Here is a 21432-nt window from a genome sequence, read left to right on the forward strand (position 1 = left end):
GCGAGAAGGGTTACAAATGTGACCGATGCCGCCTGTAGGCGGTAACGATCGCATCCGCGATAGTCACGGTTGAATTTAATGGCAGGTATGCTCCTACTTCAAGCCTTCCGGCAAAAGGACGCACAGCTCCTGCCGACGTGAGGCCTTCCAGCAACGCTTTGATCTTTCGATGTCCGCCTGAAGGCTCGAAAACGAGAATGGGCACACCAGTGGCGGCCGCCTCGGCGACCATATTGGCCGAATCGGCTGTTGCGACGACCGAATCGGCGAGCGCCAGCAGGGCTATATAGGGATTTTCCCCCTGGCCATCCCAGATATAACAGGCGTTACGGGTCACGATCTCCTTGACCGCGTCGGCGAGGGCCTGGGGCGTTCGCCGGGATAGGGTCACCATCAGCGACACGCCCGAGGCCGCGAGTTCGCCGAGAAGGCTCGTGAAGCGGGCGATGTCGGCCGCCGTGAAACGATGGTGCCGGCTGTTCCCGCCGACGAGCACGGCAGCGCGCGGGCCTGGCAGCCCTGCGAGACAGGACGGCGGTGCTGCGCGCGCGGCGGCGAGCCGCTCGGGCGTGATGCGATGCGGGCTCGTCAATGTGGCGATGACATTCGGCCCGCGCAGGCGGTCATGGGCCGGCACCCAGACGAGGTCGGCGGCGCCGGCGCCCGTGCGCGGGTCTTTCAGGATGACCGTGAAGGTGCGGCCTTGGGACGCCCGTTTGACATGACGGACATAGGCGATGGCGCGCCGGCCGGAGGCGATCAGGATATCCGGGAAGGGCGGGGCGATCGGGCTGTCTGGCTCAGACGGCGCCTCGCGCGGATCGATCGGTCCATAGGGCATCGCCCATGCGAAGGGCGGACGGGGCGCGACGCGGCGAACGGACGGGGTGAGGCCCAACGCCTCGGCTATCGCAAGGCATTGTCCCTCATCGCCGATCTTGCCATCCGTCACAACCCATGACGTTGTATCAGCCGGCAGAATCACAACAGACTCCGGTCGCGGTGCGCAAGGTGGCTATCGCCGGACCGTCGCGCTTGTGTCAGTCTGCTCACGGGTCTACACAGCCTTCGCACCTGCGGGAAGGGATGGTTCCCCCTTGCGTTTCACTTTGGACGATACGGACTGGAAAATTCTGGCGGAGTTGCAGTCCGAAGGGCGCATAACGAACGTCGAGCTCGCCAAGCGTGCAGGTCTGTCGGCGCCCCCTTGTCTCAGGCGGGTGCGCGCGCTGGAGGAGGCGGGGCTCATCAAGGGCTATCGCGCCATCCTCGATGAAAGGCAGCTCGGCTACGAGGTCACGTGCTTTGCCATGGTCCATCTGGCGAGCCAGGCAGAGACTGATCTCGCGCAGTTCGAGGCCCGCATCCGGGCCTGGCCCCTTGTGCGCGAATGCTGGACCCTGTCCGGTGATATCGACTATCTCCTGAAATGCGTGGCGCCGGACCTGAAATCCTTCCAGTCCTTCGTGCTGGAGCTGACAGGACTGCCCAATGTCCGCAATGTCCGCACCGCCGTGACCCTCGACCAGGTCAAGGACGCGCCAATCATGCCTTTCCCGGACCGGGAAAGCGCCTGAGCGGTCAGCTGTGGAAGTAGTGCTGAACCCAGCGCGCGAAATTCTTCGAAAGGTTCACCAGCCGCATCTGATCGATGTTCGGCAGATACCAGGCGCCGGCCTCTTCGGCCGGCAAAGCCAGCAGGATGTGCTTCTTGGCCAGTATCTCGCCCGTGGAGGAGATGACGAACGCGTCGCCCTCGAGATAATCGTTGGAGCTGCCGCCATCCATCGGGAGATCGCCGCCATCACCGCCGACGAAGCTCGTCAGCGTCACGCCCGTGATGACGACCTGAAGGGTCGCGCCGTTCTTAGCCGTCGTGCGTTGATCCGCGAACGCCTTCGTGAGCTGGGCGGTCGTCGCCTGCTGAATGAGCGACGCCCAATCCGATAGCCCTTTGGCCTGCAAGGCGGACACGTCCACGGTGATGGTCGCGTACCGGATTGTCGCGGCCACATCGGGCGGCAGGCTTATGTCGCCTTTCGACACGCAGCCAGCGAAAGCAAGGGCGAGGGCGGCCGCCACACCGGCGGTGACGGTTCGACGCGATACGCTACGCATGACAACCCCTCCTGCTCGCTCGTTCAACGCGAACCTGACCCGTAAAGTTTCCGCAGCTGCACGGTGTTACGCGTAGCCATACCGACTTGGGAAACTAAATGAACGCGCTTGGGAAACTAAATGAACGCGCTTGGGAAACTAAATGAACGCGACCTTGACGATCTCGTAGGACTTGCCACCGCCGGGGGTATTGACCTCGACCGTGTCTCCAACGGTTTTTCCGATGAGCGCACGGGCAACGGGGGAGGTGATCGACATCTTGCCGCGGCGCACGTCCGCTTCGGGCTCGCCGACGATCTGGTAGACCCGCTCTTCCTCGGTGTCCTCGTCGACGAGGGTCACCGTCGCGCCGAACTTGACGCTCTGGCCGTCGAGTTTGGAGACGTCGATGATGTCGGCCCGGGAAATTAGGCCCTCAAGCTCCTGCACGCGCCCTTCGTTGAGCCCCTGGGCTTCCTTGGCGGCGTGGTACTCGGCATTCTCAGACAGGTCGCCCAACGCACGCGCTTCCGCAATGGCCTGGATGATGCGCGGACGCTCCTGCTGCTGGCGCTGCTTGAGTTCCGCCTCAAGTGCAGCGTAGCCCGCCGCTGTCATCGGGATCTTCTCCATTCGTCCTTCTCTCGCAATACAACGTCGCCCCGGCCGTTCTCCGCTTTCGCGGAGTGGTCCGACCGAGGGTGTCAGGGTCGGGATCTTAGGCTATCGGGAATGCGACGGGATCAATGAAAAAATTGGGTCTACCGCGACTGGCGGTCCATCAACTGTGGGCCGGCCAATAGTCCTGCAATGCACGCACCTCCAGTTCGCCGTCGAGATAGGCTTTGATCCCTTCGGCAGCCGCCGCAGCGCCTGCAAGAGTGGTATAGTAAGGCACCTTATGCAAGAGGGCCGCCCGCCGCAGTGACCGCGAATCCGAGAGGGCCTGCGCCCCTTCGGTGGTGTTGAAAACGAGCTGAATGCCGCCGTTCTTGATGGCGTCCACCACATGCGGGCGACCTTCGAGAACCTTGTTGATACTCGTCGCCACGATGCCATTATCCTCAAGAAAGCGTTGCGTGCCGGAGGTCGCGACGATCTTGAAGCCGAGGCCGGTGAGAAGCCGCACGGTCGGCAGGATACGCTCCTTGTCGACATCCTTCACCGAGACGAAAACCGTGCCTTTGGTCGGCACCTTCGTGCCGCCGCCGAGCTGGCTCTTGGCGAAGGCCACGCCGAACGACCGGTCGAGGCCGATGACCTCGCCCGTCGAGCGCATCTCCGGCCCGAGCAGCACGTCGACGCCGGGGAAGCGCGCGAAGGGAAACACCGCTTCCTTCACGCCGATATGCTCAAGGGTCTTCGGCTTGAGGTCGAAGACCTCGAGCGCTTCGCCGGCCATGATGCGGGCTGCGATCTTGGCGATCGGCTCGCCGATCACCTTGGCGACGAAGGGCACCGTGCGCGAGGCGCGCGGATTGACCTCGAGGACGTAGATCTCCTTGTCCTTGATGGCATATTGCACGTTCATCAAGCCGCCCACTTCAAGCGCCAGCGCCAGCGCCTTGGTCTGGCGCTCAAGCTCGGCGAGGAGCTCGGCATCGAGGGAATGCGGCGGCAGGGAGCAGGCGCTGTCGCCGGAATGAATGCCGGCTTCCTCGATATGTTCCATGATGCCGGCGATATAGACGCCGTTGCGGTCGCAGAGCGCATCGACGTCGACCTCGATGGCGTCCGAGAGATAGCGATCGAACAGAAGCGGGTTCTTGCCGAGCAGGGTGTTGATCTGCCCGGTCTTGTCGTTGGGGTAGCGCGCCTTGATGTCGTGGGGCACCAGCGCGGGCAGGCTGTCGAGCAGGTAGTTCGACAGCGTGTCCTCGTCGCGGATGATGGCCATGGCGCGGCCGCCGAGCACGTAGGAGGGGCGCACGACGAGCGGCAGGCCCACTTCCGCCGCGACGAGGCGGGCCTGTTCCACGGAATAGGCGATGCCGTTCTTGGGCTGCTTCAGGCCGAGCCGGTCGAGCAGGCGCTTGAAGCGGTCGCGGTCTTCCGCGAGGTCGATCATGTCGGGTGAGGTGCCGAGGATCGGCACCTTTTCCGCCTCCAGCGCGCCCGCGAGCTTCAGGGGCGTCTGGCCGCCGAACTGCACGATGACGCCATGGAGCCGCCCGGCCTCCCGCTCCGTATCGATGATCTCGAGCACGTCCTCGGCGGTCAGCGGCTCGAAATAGAGCCGATCCGACGTGTCGTAGTCGGTCGACACGGTTTCCGGGTTGCAGTTGACCATGATGGTCTCGTAACCCGCGTCCTTCAGCGCGAAGGCGGCGTGACAGCAGCAGTAGTCGAACTCGATGCCCTGGCCGATACGGTTCGGCCCGCCGCCGAGAATGATGACCTTGTCGCGGTTGCTGGGGAGCGCTTCATCCGCCGGCGTGCCGGCGAAGGGCGCTGCATAGGTCGAATACATATAGGCCGTCGGCGAGGCGAATTCGGCCGCGCAGGTGTCGATGCGCTTGAAGACCGGCCGGATGCCAAGGCCGCGGCGCGCGGCCTTGACCTCAGCCTCGGTCTTAGCAGTGAGCACGGCAAGGCGCGCGTCCGAGAAGCCCATGGATTTCAGCTTGCGGAAGGCACGCGGGGTGGTCGGCAGGCCGTGCGCGCGGACCTTCTCCTCGGTGGCGATGAGTTCCTCAAGCTGCTCGAGGAACCACATGTCGATGCGGCATGTGTCGTGGATCTGCTTCAAATCGATGCCGAGGCGGATCGCCTGGGCGACGATCAGCAGGCGGTCCGGGGTCGGGGTGCCGAGCGCCGCCTTGATGGCGTTGCGGTCGTCGCCCTGGCCGAGGCCGGGGATCTCGATCTCGTCGAGGCCGGTGAGGCCGGTTTCGAGCGACCTCAGCGCCTTCTGCAGGGATTCCTGGAAGGTGCGGCCGATGGCCATGGCCTCACCGACCGATTTCATGGCGGTCGTCAGGGTGGGCTCGGCGCCGGGGAATTTCTCGAAGGCGAAGCGCGGCACCTTGGTGACGACATAATCGATCGAGGGTTCGAAGGAGGCTGGCGTTGCGCCGCCGGTGATGTCGTTGGCGATCTCGTCGAGGGTGTAGCCGACCGCGAGTTTGGCGGCCACTTTCGCGATCGGGAAGCCGGTGGCCTTCGAGGCGAGCGCCGAGGAGCGCGACACGCGCGGGTTCATCTCGATGACGATCATGCGGCCGTTGGCCGGATCGACCGCGAACTGCACGTTCGAGCCGCCGGTCTCGACGCCGATCTCGCGCAGCACCGCCAGCGAGGCGTCGCGCATGATCTGGTATTCCTTGTCGGTCAGGGTCAGAGCGGGGGCGACCGTAATCGAATCGCCCGTATGCACGCCCATCGGATCGATGTTCTCGATGGAGCAGACGATGATGCAGTTGTCCGCCTTATCGCGGACCACCTCCATCTCGTATTCCTTCCAGCCGAGGACGCTTTCCTCGATGAGCACCTCGCTCGTCGGCGAGGCATCGATGCCGCGCTCGACGATATCGATGAACTCGCCCTTGTTGTAGGCGATGCCCCCGCCGGTGCCGCCCATGGTGAAGGACGGGCGGATAATCGCCGGCAGGCCGATATCTTCAAGCGCGTCAAGGGCCTGCGAGAGCGTCTTGATGTGATGCGAACGCGGCGTGTCGAGGCCGATCCTGGTCATCGCCTCGCGGAACAGCTCGCGATCCTCGGCCTTGTCGATCGCCTCGGCGGTGGCGCCGATCATCTCCACGTCAAATCTATCGAGCACGCCCATCTTGCGCAGCGACAGCGCGCAGTTCAGCGCCGTCTGGCCGCCCATGGTCGGCAGGAGCGCGAAGCCGCCAGGAAGGACATGGCGTTCCTTCTCGATGATCTTGGCGACGATTTCCGGCGTGATCGGCTCCACATAGGTCGCGTCGGCGAGATCGGGATCGGTCATGATCGTCGCCGGATTGGAGTTGACCAGAACGATTCGATAACCCTCGGCCTTCAACGTCTTGCAGGCCTGGGTGCCCGAATAATCGAACTCGCAGGCTTGTCCGATGACAATCGGACCCGCGCCGATGATGAGGATCGTGGAGATATCGGTGCGTTTGGGCATGGTCGTCCGATGCTGTCCTGGTTCGTGGAACCCATGCTGCCGCGCGACCAGGAGAGCAGTCCCGGCGACAGCATGCGTGCTTCTTATATCTGAGTGTGCGGCGCTGCGCGAAGAACGGTTACCCGTTGCCTCGTGGGGCCTACACCCGGCGTGTCGGTGCGATCCGCCCCCGCTCATCCCGGACAATCTTGACCAGGATGCGCGAGCGGACCGCAGAATTCGATAGTAACGTCGGCTGAAGCTGTCGTTTACACGGGCTGACGCGGCAAAGGAAGCCCTAAAGGCGCATCCTTCATGCATCGCCCACATGCGTCGGCACCGCCGGCATGCCGGATCGCGCCAAAGCCGGCTGGAAAAGTGGCGGCCGAGGCGATAAGGCAGGGCGCGCGCCACATGCTCCGGGGCCGGGCTGAACGGCGCGCCGAAGGGATTTCATGCGCGACCGTTCATCCTTCATCGCTCGTCATGCCACGGGTCTGCCGCGACAGGTGGGCAGCTTTGTCGTGGTTGGCCTCTTGGCGGCGGTCGCCCATTTCGGCACGCTGATCGGCCTTGTCGAGGGTGCGGGTGTCAACCCGGTGCCCGCCACTCTGGTGGGCTTCATTGCCGGCGGCGTCGTCTCGTACATCCTCAACCGCAGTATGACCTTCGCGAGCACCCGCCCGCATCGCGAGGCCACGTGGCGCTTCGCCCTGGTCGCCGGTGGCGGCTTCGCGCTGACCTTCGCGCTGATGTATGTGTTCATCCACCGGTTCACGCTGCCCTATCTGCCCGCGCAGGTGGTGACGACCGGGATCGTGCTCGTCTGGAATTTTCTCGGCAACAAGCTCTGGACCTTCGGCGCCGGGCCGGTGTGAGGCATATCCGGGGACGCCGTCGTGCCCCATATCATCCGTACGGGTCGATCCCTCCCCTCGGGGGAGGGTGGCGCCGCAGGCGCCGGGTGGGGTCCACCTGACGCTGACCCAACGGAAATATTGGCTGGCCTGCGAGCATCGGCTCAAGCCACGTGCCCCACCCGACCTCGCTGGCGCGAGGCCACCCTCCCCGGACGGGGAGGGATCAGCGCCCGCCGGCTCACACCGCAGCGGCAGCCGGTTCCACGCGCGCCTGCGCCGGAGCCGGCTCGGCGATGATCAGCATGCGATCCTGGTTATGGCCGATGTTCGGGCGTTGCCGTCGGGCCGAAAAGCCGGCGCCGGCGAGCGTCGCAACAATCTCCCCCTCGCTGTAGTGGGTGAGGCCGAGCTGGCCGCGCAGCTTGCGATAGTCGGACAAGGCGGTGCGGACGAGCCCGAGACAGGCGGCGCCCAGAAATCCCCCCGTCCAGCCGAAGCCGAGCAGCGCCTTGACATCGGCGAGCGGGCTCATGCCGGGCTGGAGAATATCGGCGAGGATGAGGTGGCCGCCGGGGCTGAGCTTCTCGCGGAGCACGGCGAAAAGGGCCGCCGCTTCGTCCTTTGTCAGATATTGCAGCACGGAATTGATGATGATCAGATCGAAGGAACCCGCCGGCCGGGCGGCGATATCCTCGGGAGAGGCAACGGTGATATTCGCGACGGGTGCGAAGCGCTCGCCGAGCTTCTCGCGCACCCGCGGCGCGGCATCGACGAGGGTGAGCGACCGGCATTTGGCTGCGATGTCACCGGCCGACAAGGCTTCGCCGCAGCCGTAGTCCAGCACGCGCATGTCGGGGGAGGGGATGAGCTTGATGATGTCGCGCGCGATCAGCCGATAGTGGAGAAGCTTGTGGCGCTCATTGACATAGATCGGCGTGTCGGAATTCCAGAATTCGGTCCAGCTCATTGGCGCAGCACCCGCGATTGAGGCGTGCACTGTGGCCTTTCACCAGGCGTCGAGCAAGCCGCGTCTTGAAGACGCGGCTTGGTGCCCTCGGCCCGGCCATCGTCAGGCCCGTTTGGCCTTCTCGCTCTCGATGAGGGCGATGAAGCGGTCGAACAGATAGTGGCTGTCCTGCGGGCCGGGCGAGGCTTCCGGGTGATGCTGCACGGAGAAGGCGGGCCGATCCGTCAGGGCGATGCCGCAGTTCGAGCCGTCGAACAGCGAGACGTGGGTTTCCACCGCATTCGCCGGCAGGCTGTCGCGATCGACCGCGAAGCCGTGGTTCATCGAGACGATCTCGACCTTGCCGGTCGTCTCATCCTTCACCGGGTGGTTGGCGCCGTGGTGACCCTGATGCATCTTCGCCGTCGTGGCGCCGATGGCGAGCCCGAGCATCTGGTGGCCGAGGCAGATGCCGAAGGTCGGCAGTTTTTCGTCGAGGATCCTGCGAATGACCGGCACGGCATATGTGCCTGTCGCCGCGGGATCGCCGGGGCCGTTGGCGAGGAACACGCCGTCCGGATTCAGCGCCAGGATGTCCTCGGCGGAGGCTGTCGCGGGCATGACCGTCACCTTGCAGCCGCGCTCGGCGAGGAGACGCAGGATATTGCGCTTCACGCCGTAGTCGATCGCCACCACATGGTGCTTCGCCTCGCCCTCGCGATGGCCATAGCCGTTTTCGAGCGTCCAGGGCGTCTCGTCCCATTCGTAGCGCTGGGTGGTGCCGACCAGCGGCACGAGGTCGAGCCCGTCCATGGAGGGCACGGCGGCTGCCTTCGCCTTCAGGGCCTCGATGTCGAAATTACCGTTCGGGTCATGGGCGATGATGGCATTCGGCATGCCCTTGTCGCGGATCAGCGCGGTCAAGGCGCGGGTGTCGATGCCGGAGAGGCCGACGATGCCGCGCGTCTTCAACCACTGGTCGAGATGGCGGCTGGCGCGCCAGTTGGCCGGAGACGTCACGTCAGCGTGGACGACGATGCCGCGCACGCCCGACGAGGCGGCCATGTTGACCGTCTCGATGTCCTCGTCGTTGACGCCGACATTGCCGATATGCGGGAAGGTGAAGGTGATGATCTGGCCGGCATAGGAGGGGTCGGTGAGGATCTCCTGATAGCCGGTCATCGCCGTGTTGAAGCAGACCTCGCCGGGCGCTTCGCCTGCGGCACCAAGCCCGAAACCCTCAAGCACCGTACCGTCAGCGAGCACGAGGAGTGCGGTCGGGCGCGGTTCGCTCCAGCCGGCGACAGATTGCGCGCCGGAGTGGAGGCCGCGGTCAGCATCGTCTTGCAGCGTCGCCATGTTCCGTTTAAGCCCTCGTCAGCCCGGCGTGCGGGCATGGAAAAGGCGGGCCAAGAGCCCGAAGGCCGCCCGCGCGTCACTTTCGTCGTCGTTTAATGAACGAATGACATACACGTCAACGCTCCATTCGTCACGCCCTGTGTAAGCGGGCGAATGGGGAAACAAAGGATGCCTGACGATGCCCACGTTGCGCGAGAGCTTCACCGCGGCCATGAAAGAGGCCATGAAGGCGGGCGACAAGACCCGGTTGTCCGCCGTGCGTCTCATCCAGGCCAAGCTCAAGGACAAGGACATCGAGGCACGCGGTGCCGGCAAGGGCACCGCCACCGACGACGAGATCCTCGCGATGCTGCAGAAGGAGATCAAGCAGCGCCAGGAATCAGCGGCCATCTACAGCCAGGCCGGCCGCGGCGAGCTCGCCGACCAGGAGAACGCGGAAATCGCCGTGATTTCCTCCTTCCTGCCGCAGCAGCTCGACGAGGCCGAGGTCACGGCAGCGATCGACGCGGCCATCGCCGAGACGGGCGCCGCCAGCATCAAGGACATGGGCAAGGTCGTCGGCCATCTCAAGGGCGCCTATGCCGGCCGCATGGATTTCGCCAAGGCGAGCGCTGCGGTGAAGGCCAAGCTGTCGGGCGGTTGAGGCGCTTTCGGGCTGTCATGTGGGGGGTGAGGGATTACGGGGCGACGTGCCGAAAACCAGAGTGTCATCCTCGGCGGCGCGCAGCGCCGGGAAGAGGATCCATGCACACCGGTTATGGCCAGCAAGAATCGGCAGTGTTCGTGGATCCCCTTCCCGACCGGCTTTGCCGGTCGCCGGGGATGACACGCGCGGTTTGCCACAGTTCACCTCGCCCGGCCGGGGAGAGGGAGAAGCGCTGGCGCGGGTTGCCATCGCTCCTGTGGACAATCGGGATAACGCGGCGAGCAGGGGATAACTTTCGCGCGCCGCCGCCTTCCGACAGACCGCCGACGTCTTCCGGCAGACCAATCTTGCGTTGGTCGGGGCGGAGGACCATCCTCAGGTGATCATGCGATTTCCGCCTTCGATTCTCGAAGAGATTCGGGCACGGCTACCGGTCACAGCGGTCGTCGGGCGACGGGTGCGGCTGACCAAGGCCGGACGCGAATGGAAAGGCCTGTCCCCGTTCAACGCGGAGAAGACTCCGTCGTTTTACGTCAACGATCACAAGGGCTTTTTCCACTGCTTCTCCTCGGGCAAGCATGGCGACATCTTCACCTTCCTGATGGAGACGGAGGGTGTGTCGTTTCCGGAGGCCGTGGAGCGGCTTGCAGCAGATGCGGGCGTCACGCTGCCGAAGGTGTCCGAAGAAGCGCAGGCCGACGAGGAGCGCCGGCGCGGCCTCCATGAGATCATGGACATGGCGGCCCAGTTCTTCGCGGCCAATCTGGCGAAGAAGGAGGGCGCGCAAGCCTCGCGCTATCTCGACGGGCGCGGGCTCGGCCGTGAGGCGCGGACACGCTTCCGGCTCGGCTATGCCTTGCCCGACCGATTCGCGTTGCGCGATCATCTGGCGGCCCAGGGCGTTGGCGCCGAGGCCATGATCGAGGCCGGTTTGCTGGTCAATCGCGAGGATGTGACCGTCCCGCATGATCGCTTCCGCGACCGCATCATGTTCCCCATCACGGATGTGCGGGGGCGGGTGATCGCCTTTGGCGGCCGCGCGATGAGCGCGGACGCGCCGGCGAAATATCTCAACTCCTCGGAGACGCCGCTCTTCCACAAGGGCCATGTGCTCTACAACCACCAGGCGGCCCGCAAGGCGGCGCATGACAAGGGCACGGTCGTGGTCGTCGAGGGCTATGTGGATGTCATTGCCATGACCATGGCGGGCTTTCCGCATACGGTCGCGCCGCTCGGCACCGCGTTGACGGAGGACCAGCTCACCCTCATCTGGCGCATGGCGCCGGAGCCGATCCTGTGTTTCGACGGCGATGGGGCAGGGCGGCGCGCGGCCTATCGCGCCATCGATGTCGCCCTGCCGCATCTCGTCGCAGGCCAATCCCTGCGCTTCGCCTTGCTCCCCGAGGGGCAGGACCCGGACGATCTCGCGCGCAGCGGAGGCGCCCCGGCCATCGCCCAGGTTCTGGATAAGGCACAGCCGCTCGTCGACCTGCTCTGGATGCGCGAGGTGGAGACCGCCTCCCTCGATACACCGGAGCGCCGCGCCGCGCTGGAGAAGCGGCTGTTCGGACTGCTGAACGGCATTCGCGACGAGGATCTGCGGCGCCATTATCGGGCCGAGATCGGCGAGCGATTGAGGCAATTGCTGCCGCAAACCGGCGGACGCCGTGACGGCTACGCGGGTGGCGGGCGCGGCCCCGGCTTCCGGCAGGCAGGTGCGCCGGCCTATGGCGGTCAGACTTTCGGGAAGAACAGCCGTGGAGGCCGGGACGCGCGTCCGCGCGCCGGCAAGGTGCCTCTCCAGATCAGTCCGAGCCTGGCGCGAAATTCTCTGTTTGCCGCCACGAGTACCGGAGCGCCGCGGGAAGCCTTGATCGTGCTCACGCTTCTCGCCCATCCCGAATTGATGCATCGCTACGGCGAGATCGTGACTTCACTTGATTTTTCCAATGCGGATGCGCTACGGCTTCGGGCCTGCCTGATCGACAGGGAGGCCTTGGCGACGGACGGACCCGATCTGGCCGGCGCGCTGCCCCAGGATGTTGTCCTCGCGGCCGAGCGTCTTCGTGCCGTCGTGCGTCACGGGGACGTCTGGGCCTTCGATCGGGACGCGGAATTGACGGCGGTCGAGGAGATGCTGCGGCAAGCACTGACCTTGCATCGGCGCGCATTCACGCTACATAGCGAATTGAAGGCTGCCGAACGTGCCCTTGCCGCTGATGAGAGCGAGGCGAATCTCGCCTGGCTGACGGAGGTGCGGACCGAGTTGACGTCGCTCGACGGGGCAGAGGCCGACCGCGAGGCGGCGAACAAGGTATCGACCTCCCGCAACCGTCCCTGAGACGGCTGTGGCTTCAGGTGGAGTTGTTTGATGGTGTTGGGGCGCGAGGCGCCGCAGTTTTCGAGTTTTTCGGTGCGGCTTGCCGCGACCGGAGGTTGGTTAACGGTTAGTCAAGCGGTCACGCGCTTGAATGAGATATGAGACGGGTGGCTGAGCGTCGGGGCTCATGCTGCCTTTTTGTCTATGAGCGCATATGGCTGACGCGATAGGCTATGTGCGAGTGGAGCATGGAACATGGCGACGAAGACGACCGAGCGGGAAGACAACCAGGAAGTCGCAGAGCCGCAAGCTGACGGCCCGTTGCTCGATCTCAGCGATGGCGCTGTCAAGCGCATGATCAAGGTCGCCAAGAAGCGCGGCTATGTGACCTATGACGAGTTGAACGACGTTCTGCCTTCGGAGGAATTCTCCTCGGAGCAGATCGAGGACGTGCTCGCCCAGCTCAACGAAATGGGCATCAACGTCATCGAATCGGAAGAAGCCGACGATTCGAACGGCGAAGGCGAGAGCGAAGAGGAAGAGGCCGAGGGCGGCGAAATCGTCGAGCAGGCCCGGGCTTCCGTTCCGGTCAAGGTCGAGAAGGCGAGCGAGCCGGCCGAGCGCACCGACGATCCCGTCCGCATGTATCTGCGCGAGATGGGCTCGGTCGAGCTTCTGTCGCGCGAGGGCGAGATCGCCATCGCCAAGCGTATCGAGGCCGGTCGCGAGGCCATGATTGCCGGCCTCTGCGAAAGCCCGCTGACCTTCCAGGCCATTATCATCTGGCGCGACGAACTCGTCGAAGCCAAGGTACTCCTGCGCGACATCATCGATCTCGAAGCGACCTATGCCGGCCCCGACAGCAAGGTTGGCCCGCAGGCCGATGGCGAAGGCGAGGATGAGGCGGCAGAGCCGGAGATCGCGTCCGAACAGCCCATGCCCGAAGGGGACATGGACGAGGACGACATGGAGAACAACGTCTCCCTGTCGGCCATGGAAGCGGAGCTGAAGCCGAAGGTCCTCTTGACCTTCGACGCGGTGGCCGAAAACTACAAGAAGCTGCGCCGCCTGCAGGATCAGGACATCGAGAACCGCCTGCAGAACCTGAAGCTGTCGCCCTCCCAGGAGCGCAAGTACAAGAAGCTCAAGGAAGACATCATCGTCGATGTCAAATCCCTGTCGCTGAACCAGAACCGAATCGATTCGCTGGTCGAGCAGCTCTACGACATCAACAAGCGTCTCATCGGCCTCGAGGGCCGGTTGATGCGCCTGTCCGAAAGCTACGGCGTGTCGCGCGAGGACTTTCTCAAGCAGCACCAGGGTTCGGAGCTCGATCCGAAGTGGATCCTGCGCGTCTCGAAGCTCGGCACGCGTGGCTGGCGCGAATTTGTCGCCAATGAGAAGGATCGCATCCGCGAGTTCCGTCAGGAAATCCAGACCCTCTCGTCCGAGACCGGCCTTGAGATCCTGGAATTCCGCAAGATCGTCTCGATGGTGCAGAAGGGCGAGAAGGAAGCCCGCCAGGCCAAGAAGGAGATGATCGAGGCGAACCTCCGGCTCGTCATCTCGATCGCCAAGAAATACACGAATCGCGGCCTGCAGTTCCTGGACCTGATCCAGGAGGGCAACATCGGCCTGATGAAGGCGGTGGACAAGTTCGAGTACCGGCGCGGCTACAAGTTCTCCACCTATGCCACCTGGTGGATCCGGCAGGCGATTACCCGCTCGATTGCCGACCAGGCCCGCACGATCCGCATTCCGGTGCATATGATCGAGACGATCAACAAGATCGTCCGCACGTCGCGCCAGATGCTCCACGAGATCGGTCGCGAGCCGACGCCGGAGGAGCTGGCCGAGAAGCTTGCCATGCCGCTCGAGAAGGTGCGCAAGGTCCTGAAGATCGCCAAGGAGCCGATCTCGCTCGAGACGCCGATCGGCGACGAGGAAGACAGCCATCTCGGTGATTTCATCGAGGACAAGATGGCCATCCTGCCGATCGACGCGGCGATCCAGTCCAACTTGCGCGAGACCACGACGCGCGTGCTGGCCTCGCTCACCCCGCGTGAGGAGCGCGTGCTGCGCATGCGCTTCGGCATCGGCATGAACACGGACCATACCCTCGAGGAGGTTGGCCAGCAGTTCTCGGTGACCCGCGAGCGTATTCGCCAGATCGAGGCTAAGGCGCTCAGGAAGCTGAAGCACCCGTCCCGGTCGCGGAAGCTCAGGAGCTTCCTCGACAATTGACGGATACGCGATCCGCGCCGGGCGACTGCATGCCCGGCACGGGGTTGTTGCGGGAGCGCAAGCCTGCCCCGGCCGGGCGACCATGATGCCGGCGGCGCCCGAACGGAGAGGAATGGACCCATGTCGTTTTTGAAATCTCTCTTCTCGCGTCGTTCCGCCGGTGAGCCGGCCGCGCCGAAAACCCTGAAGACCCTTGAGCACAAGGGTTTCCTCATTCGAGCGGAGCCCTTCCAGTCGGAGGGGCAGTACCAGACGGCCGGCGTGATCCAGAAGGAAAGCGACGGCGTTCTGCGCGAGCAGAGCTTCATCCGCGCAGACCGTTTTACCTCAGCCGATGAAGCCGCCGAATTCGCGCTCGCCAAAGGCCGACAGATCATCGACGAGCAGGGCGACGGATTGTTCCGCTGAACGTCGGCGATAGGCGCGCCTGAAGTATTTCAGGAGTCAGACCTCTCGCTTCAGATGAGCGCCTATCGACGTTTGTCGGGCTTGTTCCTTCGCTGAATCCGGCTTTGGATCAAGTTCTATGCTGCCTTGACGTGTCACCTGGCAGTGAACATAATGAGAACAAATCAGTGAGACGGGGATGATCCTGCGCGCTTATCGCGGGGTTGTATGCGTCTTTTTTTCGCGATGGATTGCAGTCGCAGAAAGGCATGCCCACATGAATGCGCGCATGACCGAAGACACGTCCCTTTCCGATGCCGATAGCAGCGGGATCGAGCCCGTGATGGCTGACGTCGTTTCGCCGGCTAATCCGGCGGCGATTTTCGTTGAGCCCGCGGCCTCGGACGCCGCGGCCACGGTTGCCTCGATTCAGGAGTCACTGAAAGGGCTGTCGCTGGACGGGTTGCGATCGATGATCGCGATCCGCGACTGGTTGCTCACCGAAGCCCGGGAGAAGAAGGACCAGACGTCGCTATTGACCACGCTCGCCGACCAGCTGAATGCCGCGGGCGTGCCGATTGATCGTGCCTCGATGACCACCGAGACGCTTCATTCGGAACATGCGGCGGTCACGAGCGTCTGGCTGAAGGGCGGCGACAGCCAGCAGCGGGCTTTTCCCTATTCGGGCAACGCGGACGGCACCTATGAGCGCAGCCCCTTCTACCATGTGCATCAGACACGCCAGCCGCTGTTCCTTGACCTGCGTGAGACCCCGGACGACCGCTTCGGCATCGTTCCGGAGCTCAAGGCCGACGGCTATGTCGGCTACAGTTGCTTTCCGGTCTTTTTCGCCAATGGTGATGAGAACGGCATTTCCTTCGCGACGAAAGCGCCTGAGGGATTTTCCAAGCCTCACCGCACATTTCTCGAGGGCATCGTTCCCGCCTTGGCGGCGGCGATGGAGATCCGCGCTGGCTACGCCACCCTTGACCAGATTCTGAGAGTCTATATCGGCGACGAGCCGCACCAGAGGGTGCTGTCGGGCGATGTCAGACGCGGGCAGGTCAGCCGTATCCGCTCGGCGATCCTGTTCGCTGACATGCGCAGCTACACGCGGCTGACATCCAACATGCATCCCGAGGATGTGGTCAGCCTTCTGAATATCTATTTTGACTGCCTCGTGCCGCCCATCGAGGCTGAGGGCGGCGAGGTTCTGAAGTATCTCGGGGATGGGCTTCTCGCCATTTTTCGCGACCGTGGCGATGACACCGGATCCGCGGCCCAGTCGGCCTTGACGGCGGCGCTGGATGCCTTGGCCCGCATCGATGCGGCCAATGCGAGCGGCATTGCCGGCGTGCCGCTGAAAGCGGGCATCGCGCTGCATCATGGTGAGGCGGCCTATGGCAATGTTGGCTCCGGCCAAAGGCTCGATTTCACGGTCGTCGGGCGTGACGTCAATCTCACCAGCCGGATGGCGGGCCTGAACAAGACCTTAGGTGAGCCGCTGTTGCTGTCTCGCCCCTTTGTCGAGCATCTATGGGCGGATCCACGCAGCCTCGGCTTTTTTGAACTCGACGGCCTGGACGGCACCTTCGAAATCTACTCGCCCTGAAGCAAGTCCGTCTGTTGCGGACTTGGCAACGTTCAAAAATTAACGAGCAAATTCACAGACTTAGATGGCATCAGACGATTCCATCGAAGTCGGATTTGTCGCGAACCGGTGTCCACTTCGCTCGAAAATGCTCTCTCTCCTTGATTTTACGCAATTCCGGACGCGGAACCGCGACACACTTCCGCTGGAATTGCTCTAGGACCGGGCCCGTCGGCTGCGGATATTCTCGCTCACATCGATCAGACAACTCAAAAATTGGTGTGGTACCGGGCGCTTCCGTTCACGTCGGATTGGCTCTTGTTTTCAACCGTCTTCCCCCGGATTGCATTGCAGGCGCTCGGACAATCCGCGCGCGTCGTACCTGTGCGTGTTGCTTCATCAGAACGGCTGAGCGAATGCAATTATAACGACATAAGATTCAATAATACAACTATAGCGGGTAACTTCGCATTTACAATCTCCCTGTAGCCTGACCCGATTGCAGGTTTGGGAGCGTCCGATGAGCAATCGCGGTTCGGCCCGTCGTCGCGGCATGGGCACAGGCAGAGACGGGATATGCGCGGATGACGCCGGGAAGACACGCCTTGCTTCCGCGGGAGAGCGGGCGGCGCTGCCCCGGCTGCGCGCATTCTGGGGTGATGGTCACGCCAGTATCGTCCTCTGGTTCGCCTTCATGCTCGTGCCCATCCTTCTGGCGGCGGGGGCGGCCGTCGACTATGCCCGTGCGGCAACCCTGCGCACGAAGCTGCAGCAGGCGACGGATGCCGCCACGCTGGCGATTGCGCCCTTTGCAGGCCAGAAGACAGACGCCGAGTTGCGGGCCATGGCCGAGAGCTTTCTGCGCGCGGCCATGGCATCGGCGATCAGCAGCATGGGCGGGAGCGGGGTCCGCATCGACTCCATCGTCATCAGCAGCGATCGCGGTGATGTGACCGTTGTGAGCTCGGCGGCCTATGAGCCGGCCGTCATGGGGCTCGTCACCTTCAGTGGAGAGCCTGTGACGGTGAGCACGCTGTCACGAACGATCGCCTCCGATGTTGAATACGAGATCGCCCTCGTCATTGACAACTCCGGCTCGATGACGAAGTACGCAGGTTCGGAGAACAAGATGCAGGCGACGAAGACGGCGGCCGCCGCGCTGATCGAGGCCATGTTCTCGACGCCCCAGGCCATTAGCCGCACGAAGATCGCCCTGGTGCCCTTCAATCTCTCGGTCAATACGGGCGGCCAGGTTCCGAGCCGCTACACGGATACAACGGGCCGGTCGGAGATTCATTGGCCGTCGAACCTCTTCGAGGGGCGCCCCAGCAATCCGCACAGCGTCTCGTCGACCTGGCCTCCACAGTCGCGCTTCGATCTTTTCACCGAATTGGCAGCCGTCAAATCCAGCTATGGCTGGGGTGGCTGTTTCGAAATGCGACCGGGTGCCATCGGCACAACCGACACCCCGCCGGTGACGTCTCCTGTGAGCCAGGCGGATTTCAACACGCTGTTCGTCCCCCAGTTCTGGCCGGATGAGCCTGATGCCAACAATGGCCCAAACTACCGGTTCACCTCCGGATGGACCACGACCACCTGGACCTATCTGAACAGCTATCTCAACGACAATACCGCGAGTGCCTGCAGTAGCTCGAGCAATCAGACCGGGGCTGGGGCCTATGTCAAGGCGCAAAACAAGCTCTGCAAATATCGGTCGGCGAGGGTCCTGAATGTGGGCTATGGGCCGAACTATCTCTGCACGTCGCAGGCCTTGACGCGATTGACGAACAACGCGGCGGGCTTGAAGGCAAAGATCGATCAGATGGTCGCCGACGGCGGCACCAATCTCGTCGAGGGGTTCATGTGGGGGTGGCGCACGCTCAGCCCGTATGCTCCCTTCGGCGATGGCAAGGCTTATACGGAAAGGAAGAATCGGAAGATCATCATCCTGATGACGGACGGCACCAACCAGTGGCTGCAGGCGAACAATCACAACGGCTCTACCTATACGCCCTTCGGCTATTACACGAATAACCGCATCGCATCGGGCCTCACAGCCACGCAGGCGGCCCGCGATGCGATGGACGCGAAAACGCTGGAGGCCTGCAACAACGCCAAGGCCGCAGGGCTTATCGTTTATACTGTCGGCTTCGATGCCGGCTCCGACATCGATGACCAGGGCAAGACCCTGCTTCGCAATTGTGCTTCTGCCGATTCGAGCGGGACGCAAAGACTGACCTATATGGCGACCGACAGCGCCGACATCGTGGAGATCTTCAACAAAATCGCGCGCCAGCTTGGGAGCCTGCGCCTTGCCCAATAGAAGGTCAGAAAACGCGGGGTGCGAACGCGCGGCAATCTGATCAGCTCCCGCTCGAGAGCATTTCGCGTTTCTCCGAATCGCGAAAATGCTCCATGTCTTTGTATTAGCGCATTTTCTTCACGCGAACCGGTGTCCACTTCGCTCGAAAATGCTCTAAGGGTCGTGTGCATGCAGAGACAGGCCGACAGGAGGACCGGTGGGATTGTCCGAGCCGTGAGCGCCCTTGGGCCGCCTCGCCGAGGTGTCCCTTGACCGGCAACCTGCGGCGTGTCATCCAGAGCGACGACGTCGTGAGGTCGCCATCTGCGGCATTGGTCCGCTTGCCGATCTTGTGGGCCTGTAGCTCAATGGTTAGAGCCGACCGCTCATAACGGTCTGGTTGCAGGTTCGAGTCCTGCCGGGCCCACCAATGATTTCAGAGACTTAGACGGGTACGCGAGCGGCCTCGGGCCGTTTACGGGACCGATAACGGCAATGATTGTGCGATAGCGTAGCCGAGATCGGCGAGCATCCCATCATTGTCGATGATGCGGCGCGCGCAATCAGATGTCAGTGTCGGACGTGTCGTACATTGCGCGATGGACCTTCAAGGCCCGTCTCAAAGCTCTTCGTGCGCTGGCGACCGGTGTTCTGGTCGATATAGGGGACCTTCACGGTGCCATATTCCGGTCGGCCGTTGGGCGACACGTTCCAGCTTGAGCAGCCCTGCTCGCGGATGGTGATCGTCGGCAGCGCGTTGCCGTCGAAGCTCGCCGCACCGCCGCGCCGGGTGATGACGAGCTGTTGGCCGGTCGGCTTCACAATCGCTCTAGCTCCGATCGCCTTGTTATCAGATTGCTGGAAGAGGCAGCGCTCGCCACCTCTCCCAATTGCTCTGGCCACGGCTAGCGTGGCGCCATCCGTTCAATCTCATTCAGGCGCTTCAACGCCGCCTGCTGGCGCAACAAGCCATAGTTGATGCCACCCGCATTGAGCGAGCTCCCTTCCTGATAGGGGAACTGGTCGAAATCGGCGAAGAATTCCTTGACCTTGCCTTGGATCGGCACGAGCAGCCACATATTGCGGGCAATGAATTCCGTCGCGCCCCCGCCTTCCTTCGAGCCCCTCTCGTACGGGTCCATGCGCAAGTTCTCGATCAGCGCCCAGCTCGGCGATTCACGCGTCGCCGTCGCGATATTGCCCTCGCTGGCGACGGCGAAACTCAGTTTCCAGTCGTTGAAACGAATGGCGTTGAGATTGCCGCCTTGGTCGAAGTAATACATGGTGTCGCGCGGCGGCGTCTTGGCTGTTCCCTTCAGCAGGTCTGTCAGGTCATAGCCATCGAGATGGACCTTGAACGTCTTGATCCCCGCCTGGAACCCGGTTTTCATCTTTTCCTTCAAGTCGGGAAGACCCGCCGCCGTCGCGAAGGTCGGCATCCAGTCCATCAGCGTGACGATCTCGTTGATCTGCGTGCCCGGCTTCACCACGCCCGGCCAACGCACCATCATCGGGATGCGCATGCCGCCTTCCCAGGTCGTGCCTTTCTCGCCATGGAACGGCGTCATGGCTCCGTCCGGCCACAGCGCAAGCTCGGCACCGTTGTCGGTGGTGTAAAGGACGATGGTATTCTCGGCGATGCCGAGATCATCGAGCTGTTTCAGCAACTGCCCGACATGCCCATCATGCTCCACCATGCCGTCGGCATGGATGCCCTTGCCGGTCTTGCCGAGGCTCTCGGGCTTGAGATGGGTGAAGACGTGCATGCGGGTCGCGTTGAACCACAGGAAGAACGGCTTGTCCGCCTTGTGCTGACGGTCGACGAAGTCCTTCGCGGCCGTGAGGAATTCCTCGTCGATGGTCTCCATCCGCTTCGTATTGAGCGGGCCGGTGTCCTCGATCCGCCCGTCGGCGTGGGAATGGATCACGCCGCGGGGGCCGAAGCGCTTCCTGAATTCAGGATTCTTCGGATAGAAATACCCTTCCGGTTCTTCCTCGGCATTGAGATGATAGAGATTGCCGAAGAATTCGTCGAAGCCGTGATTGGTCGGCAGATGCTCGTCCCTGTCGCCGAGATGGTTCTTGCCGAACTGCCCCGTGGCATAGCCGCGGGTTTTCAGCACGTCGGCGATGGTCGGCATCCAGTCGGTGATACCATGCGGATCGCCCGGCATGCCAATGGTGAGTAGACCGGTGCGGAACGGCTCCTGGCCCAGGATGAACGAGGCGCGGCCGGCGGTGCAGCTCTGCTGGCCGTAGGAATCGGTGAAAATCGCGCCCTCATTGGCGATACGGTCGATGTTCGGCGTGCGATAGCCCATCAGTCCCATCGTATAGGCGCTGATCTGCGCGATGCCGATATCGTCGCCGAAAATGACGACGATATTCGGCGGCTTGCTGCTGCCGGACGCCGGCGTCGCAGGCTGTCCCTGCGCGGCGGCCCTGGAGGCGGCGCCGATCGCGGCAGCCGCCGTGATGAGCGCTGTCGATCCGGCCAAGATCGACCGGCGGCTGAGGGCCGCTTTCGTCGGGGTCGTTGACGGATCGTGTGACATGGACGTCTCCTTCTGGATGTTATGTATGGGTG

16 protein-coding genes and 1 tRNA gene are annotated in these 21432 nt (G+C 63.3%); 9 read left to right on the forward strand and 8 right to left on the reverse strand.

The window, feature by feature from the left end:
• Positions 1 to 10: 10 nt before the first annotated feature.
• The gene (locus C7450_RS21580) at positions 11 to 985 is read right to left on the reverse strand and encodes a mitochondrial fission ELM1 family protein (protein WP_342588532.1); all 975 of its coding nucleotides are present in this window, start codon (positions 983 to 985) and stop codon (positions 11 to 13) included.
• 112 nt (positions 986 to 1097) lie between these two features.
• On the opposite strand from C7450_RS21580, the gene C7450_RS21585 reads away from it, so the two are divergent.
• On the forward strand, positions 1098 to 1577 hold the full coding sequence (locus C7450_RS21585) for an Lrp/AsnC family transcriptional regulator (RefSeq protein ID WP_110376521.1): 480 nt from the start codon (positions 1098 to 1100) through the stop codon (positions 1575 to 1577).
• 4 nt (positions 1578 to 1581) lie between these two features.
• On the opposite strand, the gene C7450_RS21590 is transcribed toward C7450_RS21585, so the two are convergent.
• From C7450_RS21590 to carB, 3 genes are all read right to left on the reverse strand, one after another.
• Entirely contained in the window at positions 1582 to 2118 is a 537-nt protein-coding gene (locus tag C7450_RS21590; RefSeq protein ID WP_110376522.1) for a hypothetical protein, read from the reverse strand.
• Positions 2119 to 2256: 138 nt separating this feature from the next.
• Positions 2257 to 2730: a transcription elongation factor GreA gene (gene greA / locus C7450_RS21595; RefSeq protein ID WP_110376523.1), complete on the reverse strand. Its 474-nt coding sequence runs from the start codon at positions 2728 to 2730 to the stop codon at positions 2257 to 2259.
• 148 nt (positions 2731 to 2878) lie between these two features.
• Positions 2879 to 6211 (reverse strand): carbamoyl-phosphate synthase large subunit, encoded by a 3333-nt coding sequence (gene carB / locus C7450_RS21600; protein ID WP_110376524.1) that lies wholly within the window; start codon positions 6209 to 6211, stop codon positions 2879 to 2881.
• Between the two features lie 434 nt (positions 6212 to 6645).
• Between carB and C7450_RS21605 the strand changes: the two genes are divergently transcribed.
• A complete protein-coding gene (locus tag C7450_RS21605; protein ID WP_110376525.1) occupies positions 6646 to 7068 on the forward strand; it encodes a GtrA family protein in 423 nt (140 codons plus the stop codon).
• Positions 7069 to 7288: 220 nt separating this feature from the next.
• On the opposite strand, the gene C7450_RS21610 is transcribed toward C7450_RS21605, so the two are convergent.
• Together C7450_RS21610 and carA are read right to left on the reverse strand one after the other, a co-directional pair.
• Complete coding sequence (locus tag C7450_RS21610; RefSeq protein ID WP_110376526.1) at positions 7289 to 8017, reverse strand: class I SAM-dependent methyltransferase; 729 nt, start codon at positions 8015 to 8017, stop codon at positions 7289 to 7291.
• 102 nt (positions 8018 to 8119) lie between these two features.
• The gene (carA, locus tag C7450_RS21615; RefSeq protein ID WP_110376527.1) at positions 8120 to 9355 is read right to left on the reverse strand and encodes a glutamine-hydrolyzing carbamoyl-phosphate synthase small subunit; all 1236 of its coding nucleotides are present in this window, start codon (positions 9353 to 9355) and stop codon (positions 8120 to 8122) included.
• Between the two features lie 178 nt (positions 9356 to 9533).
• On the opposite strand from carA, the gene C7450_RS21620 reads away from it, so the two are divergent.
• The 7 genes from C7450_RS21620 to C7450_RS21650 all read left to right on the forward strand — a co-directional run bounded on the left by C7450_RS21620 (position 9534) and on the right by C7450_RS21650 (position 19275).
• Positions 9534 to 9998: a GatB/YqeY domain-containing protein gene (locus tag C7450_RS21620; RefSeq protein WP_110376528.1), complete on the forward strand. Its 465-nt coding sequence runs from the start codon at positions 9534 to 9536 to the stop codon at positions 9996 to 9998.
• A gap of 388 nt (positions 9999 to 10386) precedes the next feature.
• Entirely contained in the window at positions 10387 to 12342 is a 1956-nt protein-coding gene (gene dnaG, locus C7450_RS21625) for a DNA primase (RefSeq protein ID WP_110376665.1), read from the forward strand.
• A gap of 234 nt (positions 12343 to 12576) precedes the next feature.
• Complete coding sequence (rpoD, locus tag C7450_RS21630; RefSeq protein WP_110376529.1) at positions 12577 to 14565, forward strand: RNA polymerase sigma factor RpoD; 1989 nt, start codon at positions 12577 to 12579, stop codon at positions 14563 to 14565.
• A 120-nt stretch (positions 14566 to 14685) separates the two neighbouring features.
• Positions 14686 to 14973 carry an HlyU family transcriptional regulator gene (locus C7450_RS21635; RefSeq protein WP_110376530.1) on the forward strand — a complete coding sequence of 96 codons (288 nt, stop codon included), beginning with the start codon at positions 14686 to 14688 and terminating at the stop codon, positions 14971 to 14973.
• Positions 14974 to 15241: 268 nt separating this feature from the next.
• Positions 15242 to 16564, forward strand: a complete 1323-nt coding sequence (locus C7450_RS21640) for an adenylate/guanylate cyclase domain-containing protein (protein WP_245450034.1) — start codon at positions 15242 to 15244, stop codon at positions 16562 to 16564.
• Positions 16565 to 17063: 499 nt separating this feature from the next.
• Positions 17064 to 18866 (forward strand): TadE/TadG family type IV pilus assembly protein, encoded by a 1803-nt coding sequence (locus C7450_RS21645; protein ID WP_110376531.1) that lies wholly within the window; start codon positions 17064 to 17066, stop codon positions 18864 to 18866.
• A gap of 333 nt (positions 18867 to 19199) precedes the next feature.
• Positions 19200 to 19275: transfer RNA gene (locus tag C7450_RS21650), tRNA-Ile, on the forward strand.
• A 140-nt stretch (positions 19276 to 19415) separates the two neighbouring features.
• Here C7450_RS21650 and C7450_RS21655 read toward each other — a convergent pair.
• Both C7450_RS21655 and C7450_RS21660 read right to left on the reverse strand, forming a co-directional pair.
• Positions 19416 to 19667 (reverse strand): hypothetical protein, encoded by a 252-nt coding sequence (locus C7450_RS21655; protein ID WP_110376532.1) that lies wholly within the window; start codon positions 19665 to 19667, stop codon positions 19416 to 19418.
• 83 nt (positions 19668 to 19750) lie between these two features.
• A complete protein-coding gene (locus C7450_RS21660) occupies positions 19751 to 21400 on the reverse strand; it encodes an arylsulfatase (RefSeq protein WP_110376533.1) in 1650 nt (549 codons plus the stop codon).
• Positions 21401 to 21432: the final 32 nt, after the last annotated feature.

The sequence above is a fragment of the Chelatococcus asaccharovorans genome, from assembly GCF_003201475.1.
GTDB classification, from domain to species: domain Bacteria; phylum Pseudomonadota; class Alphaproteobacteria; order Rhizobiales; family Beijerinckiaceae; genus Chelatococcus; species Chelatococcus asaccharovorans.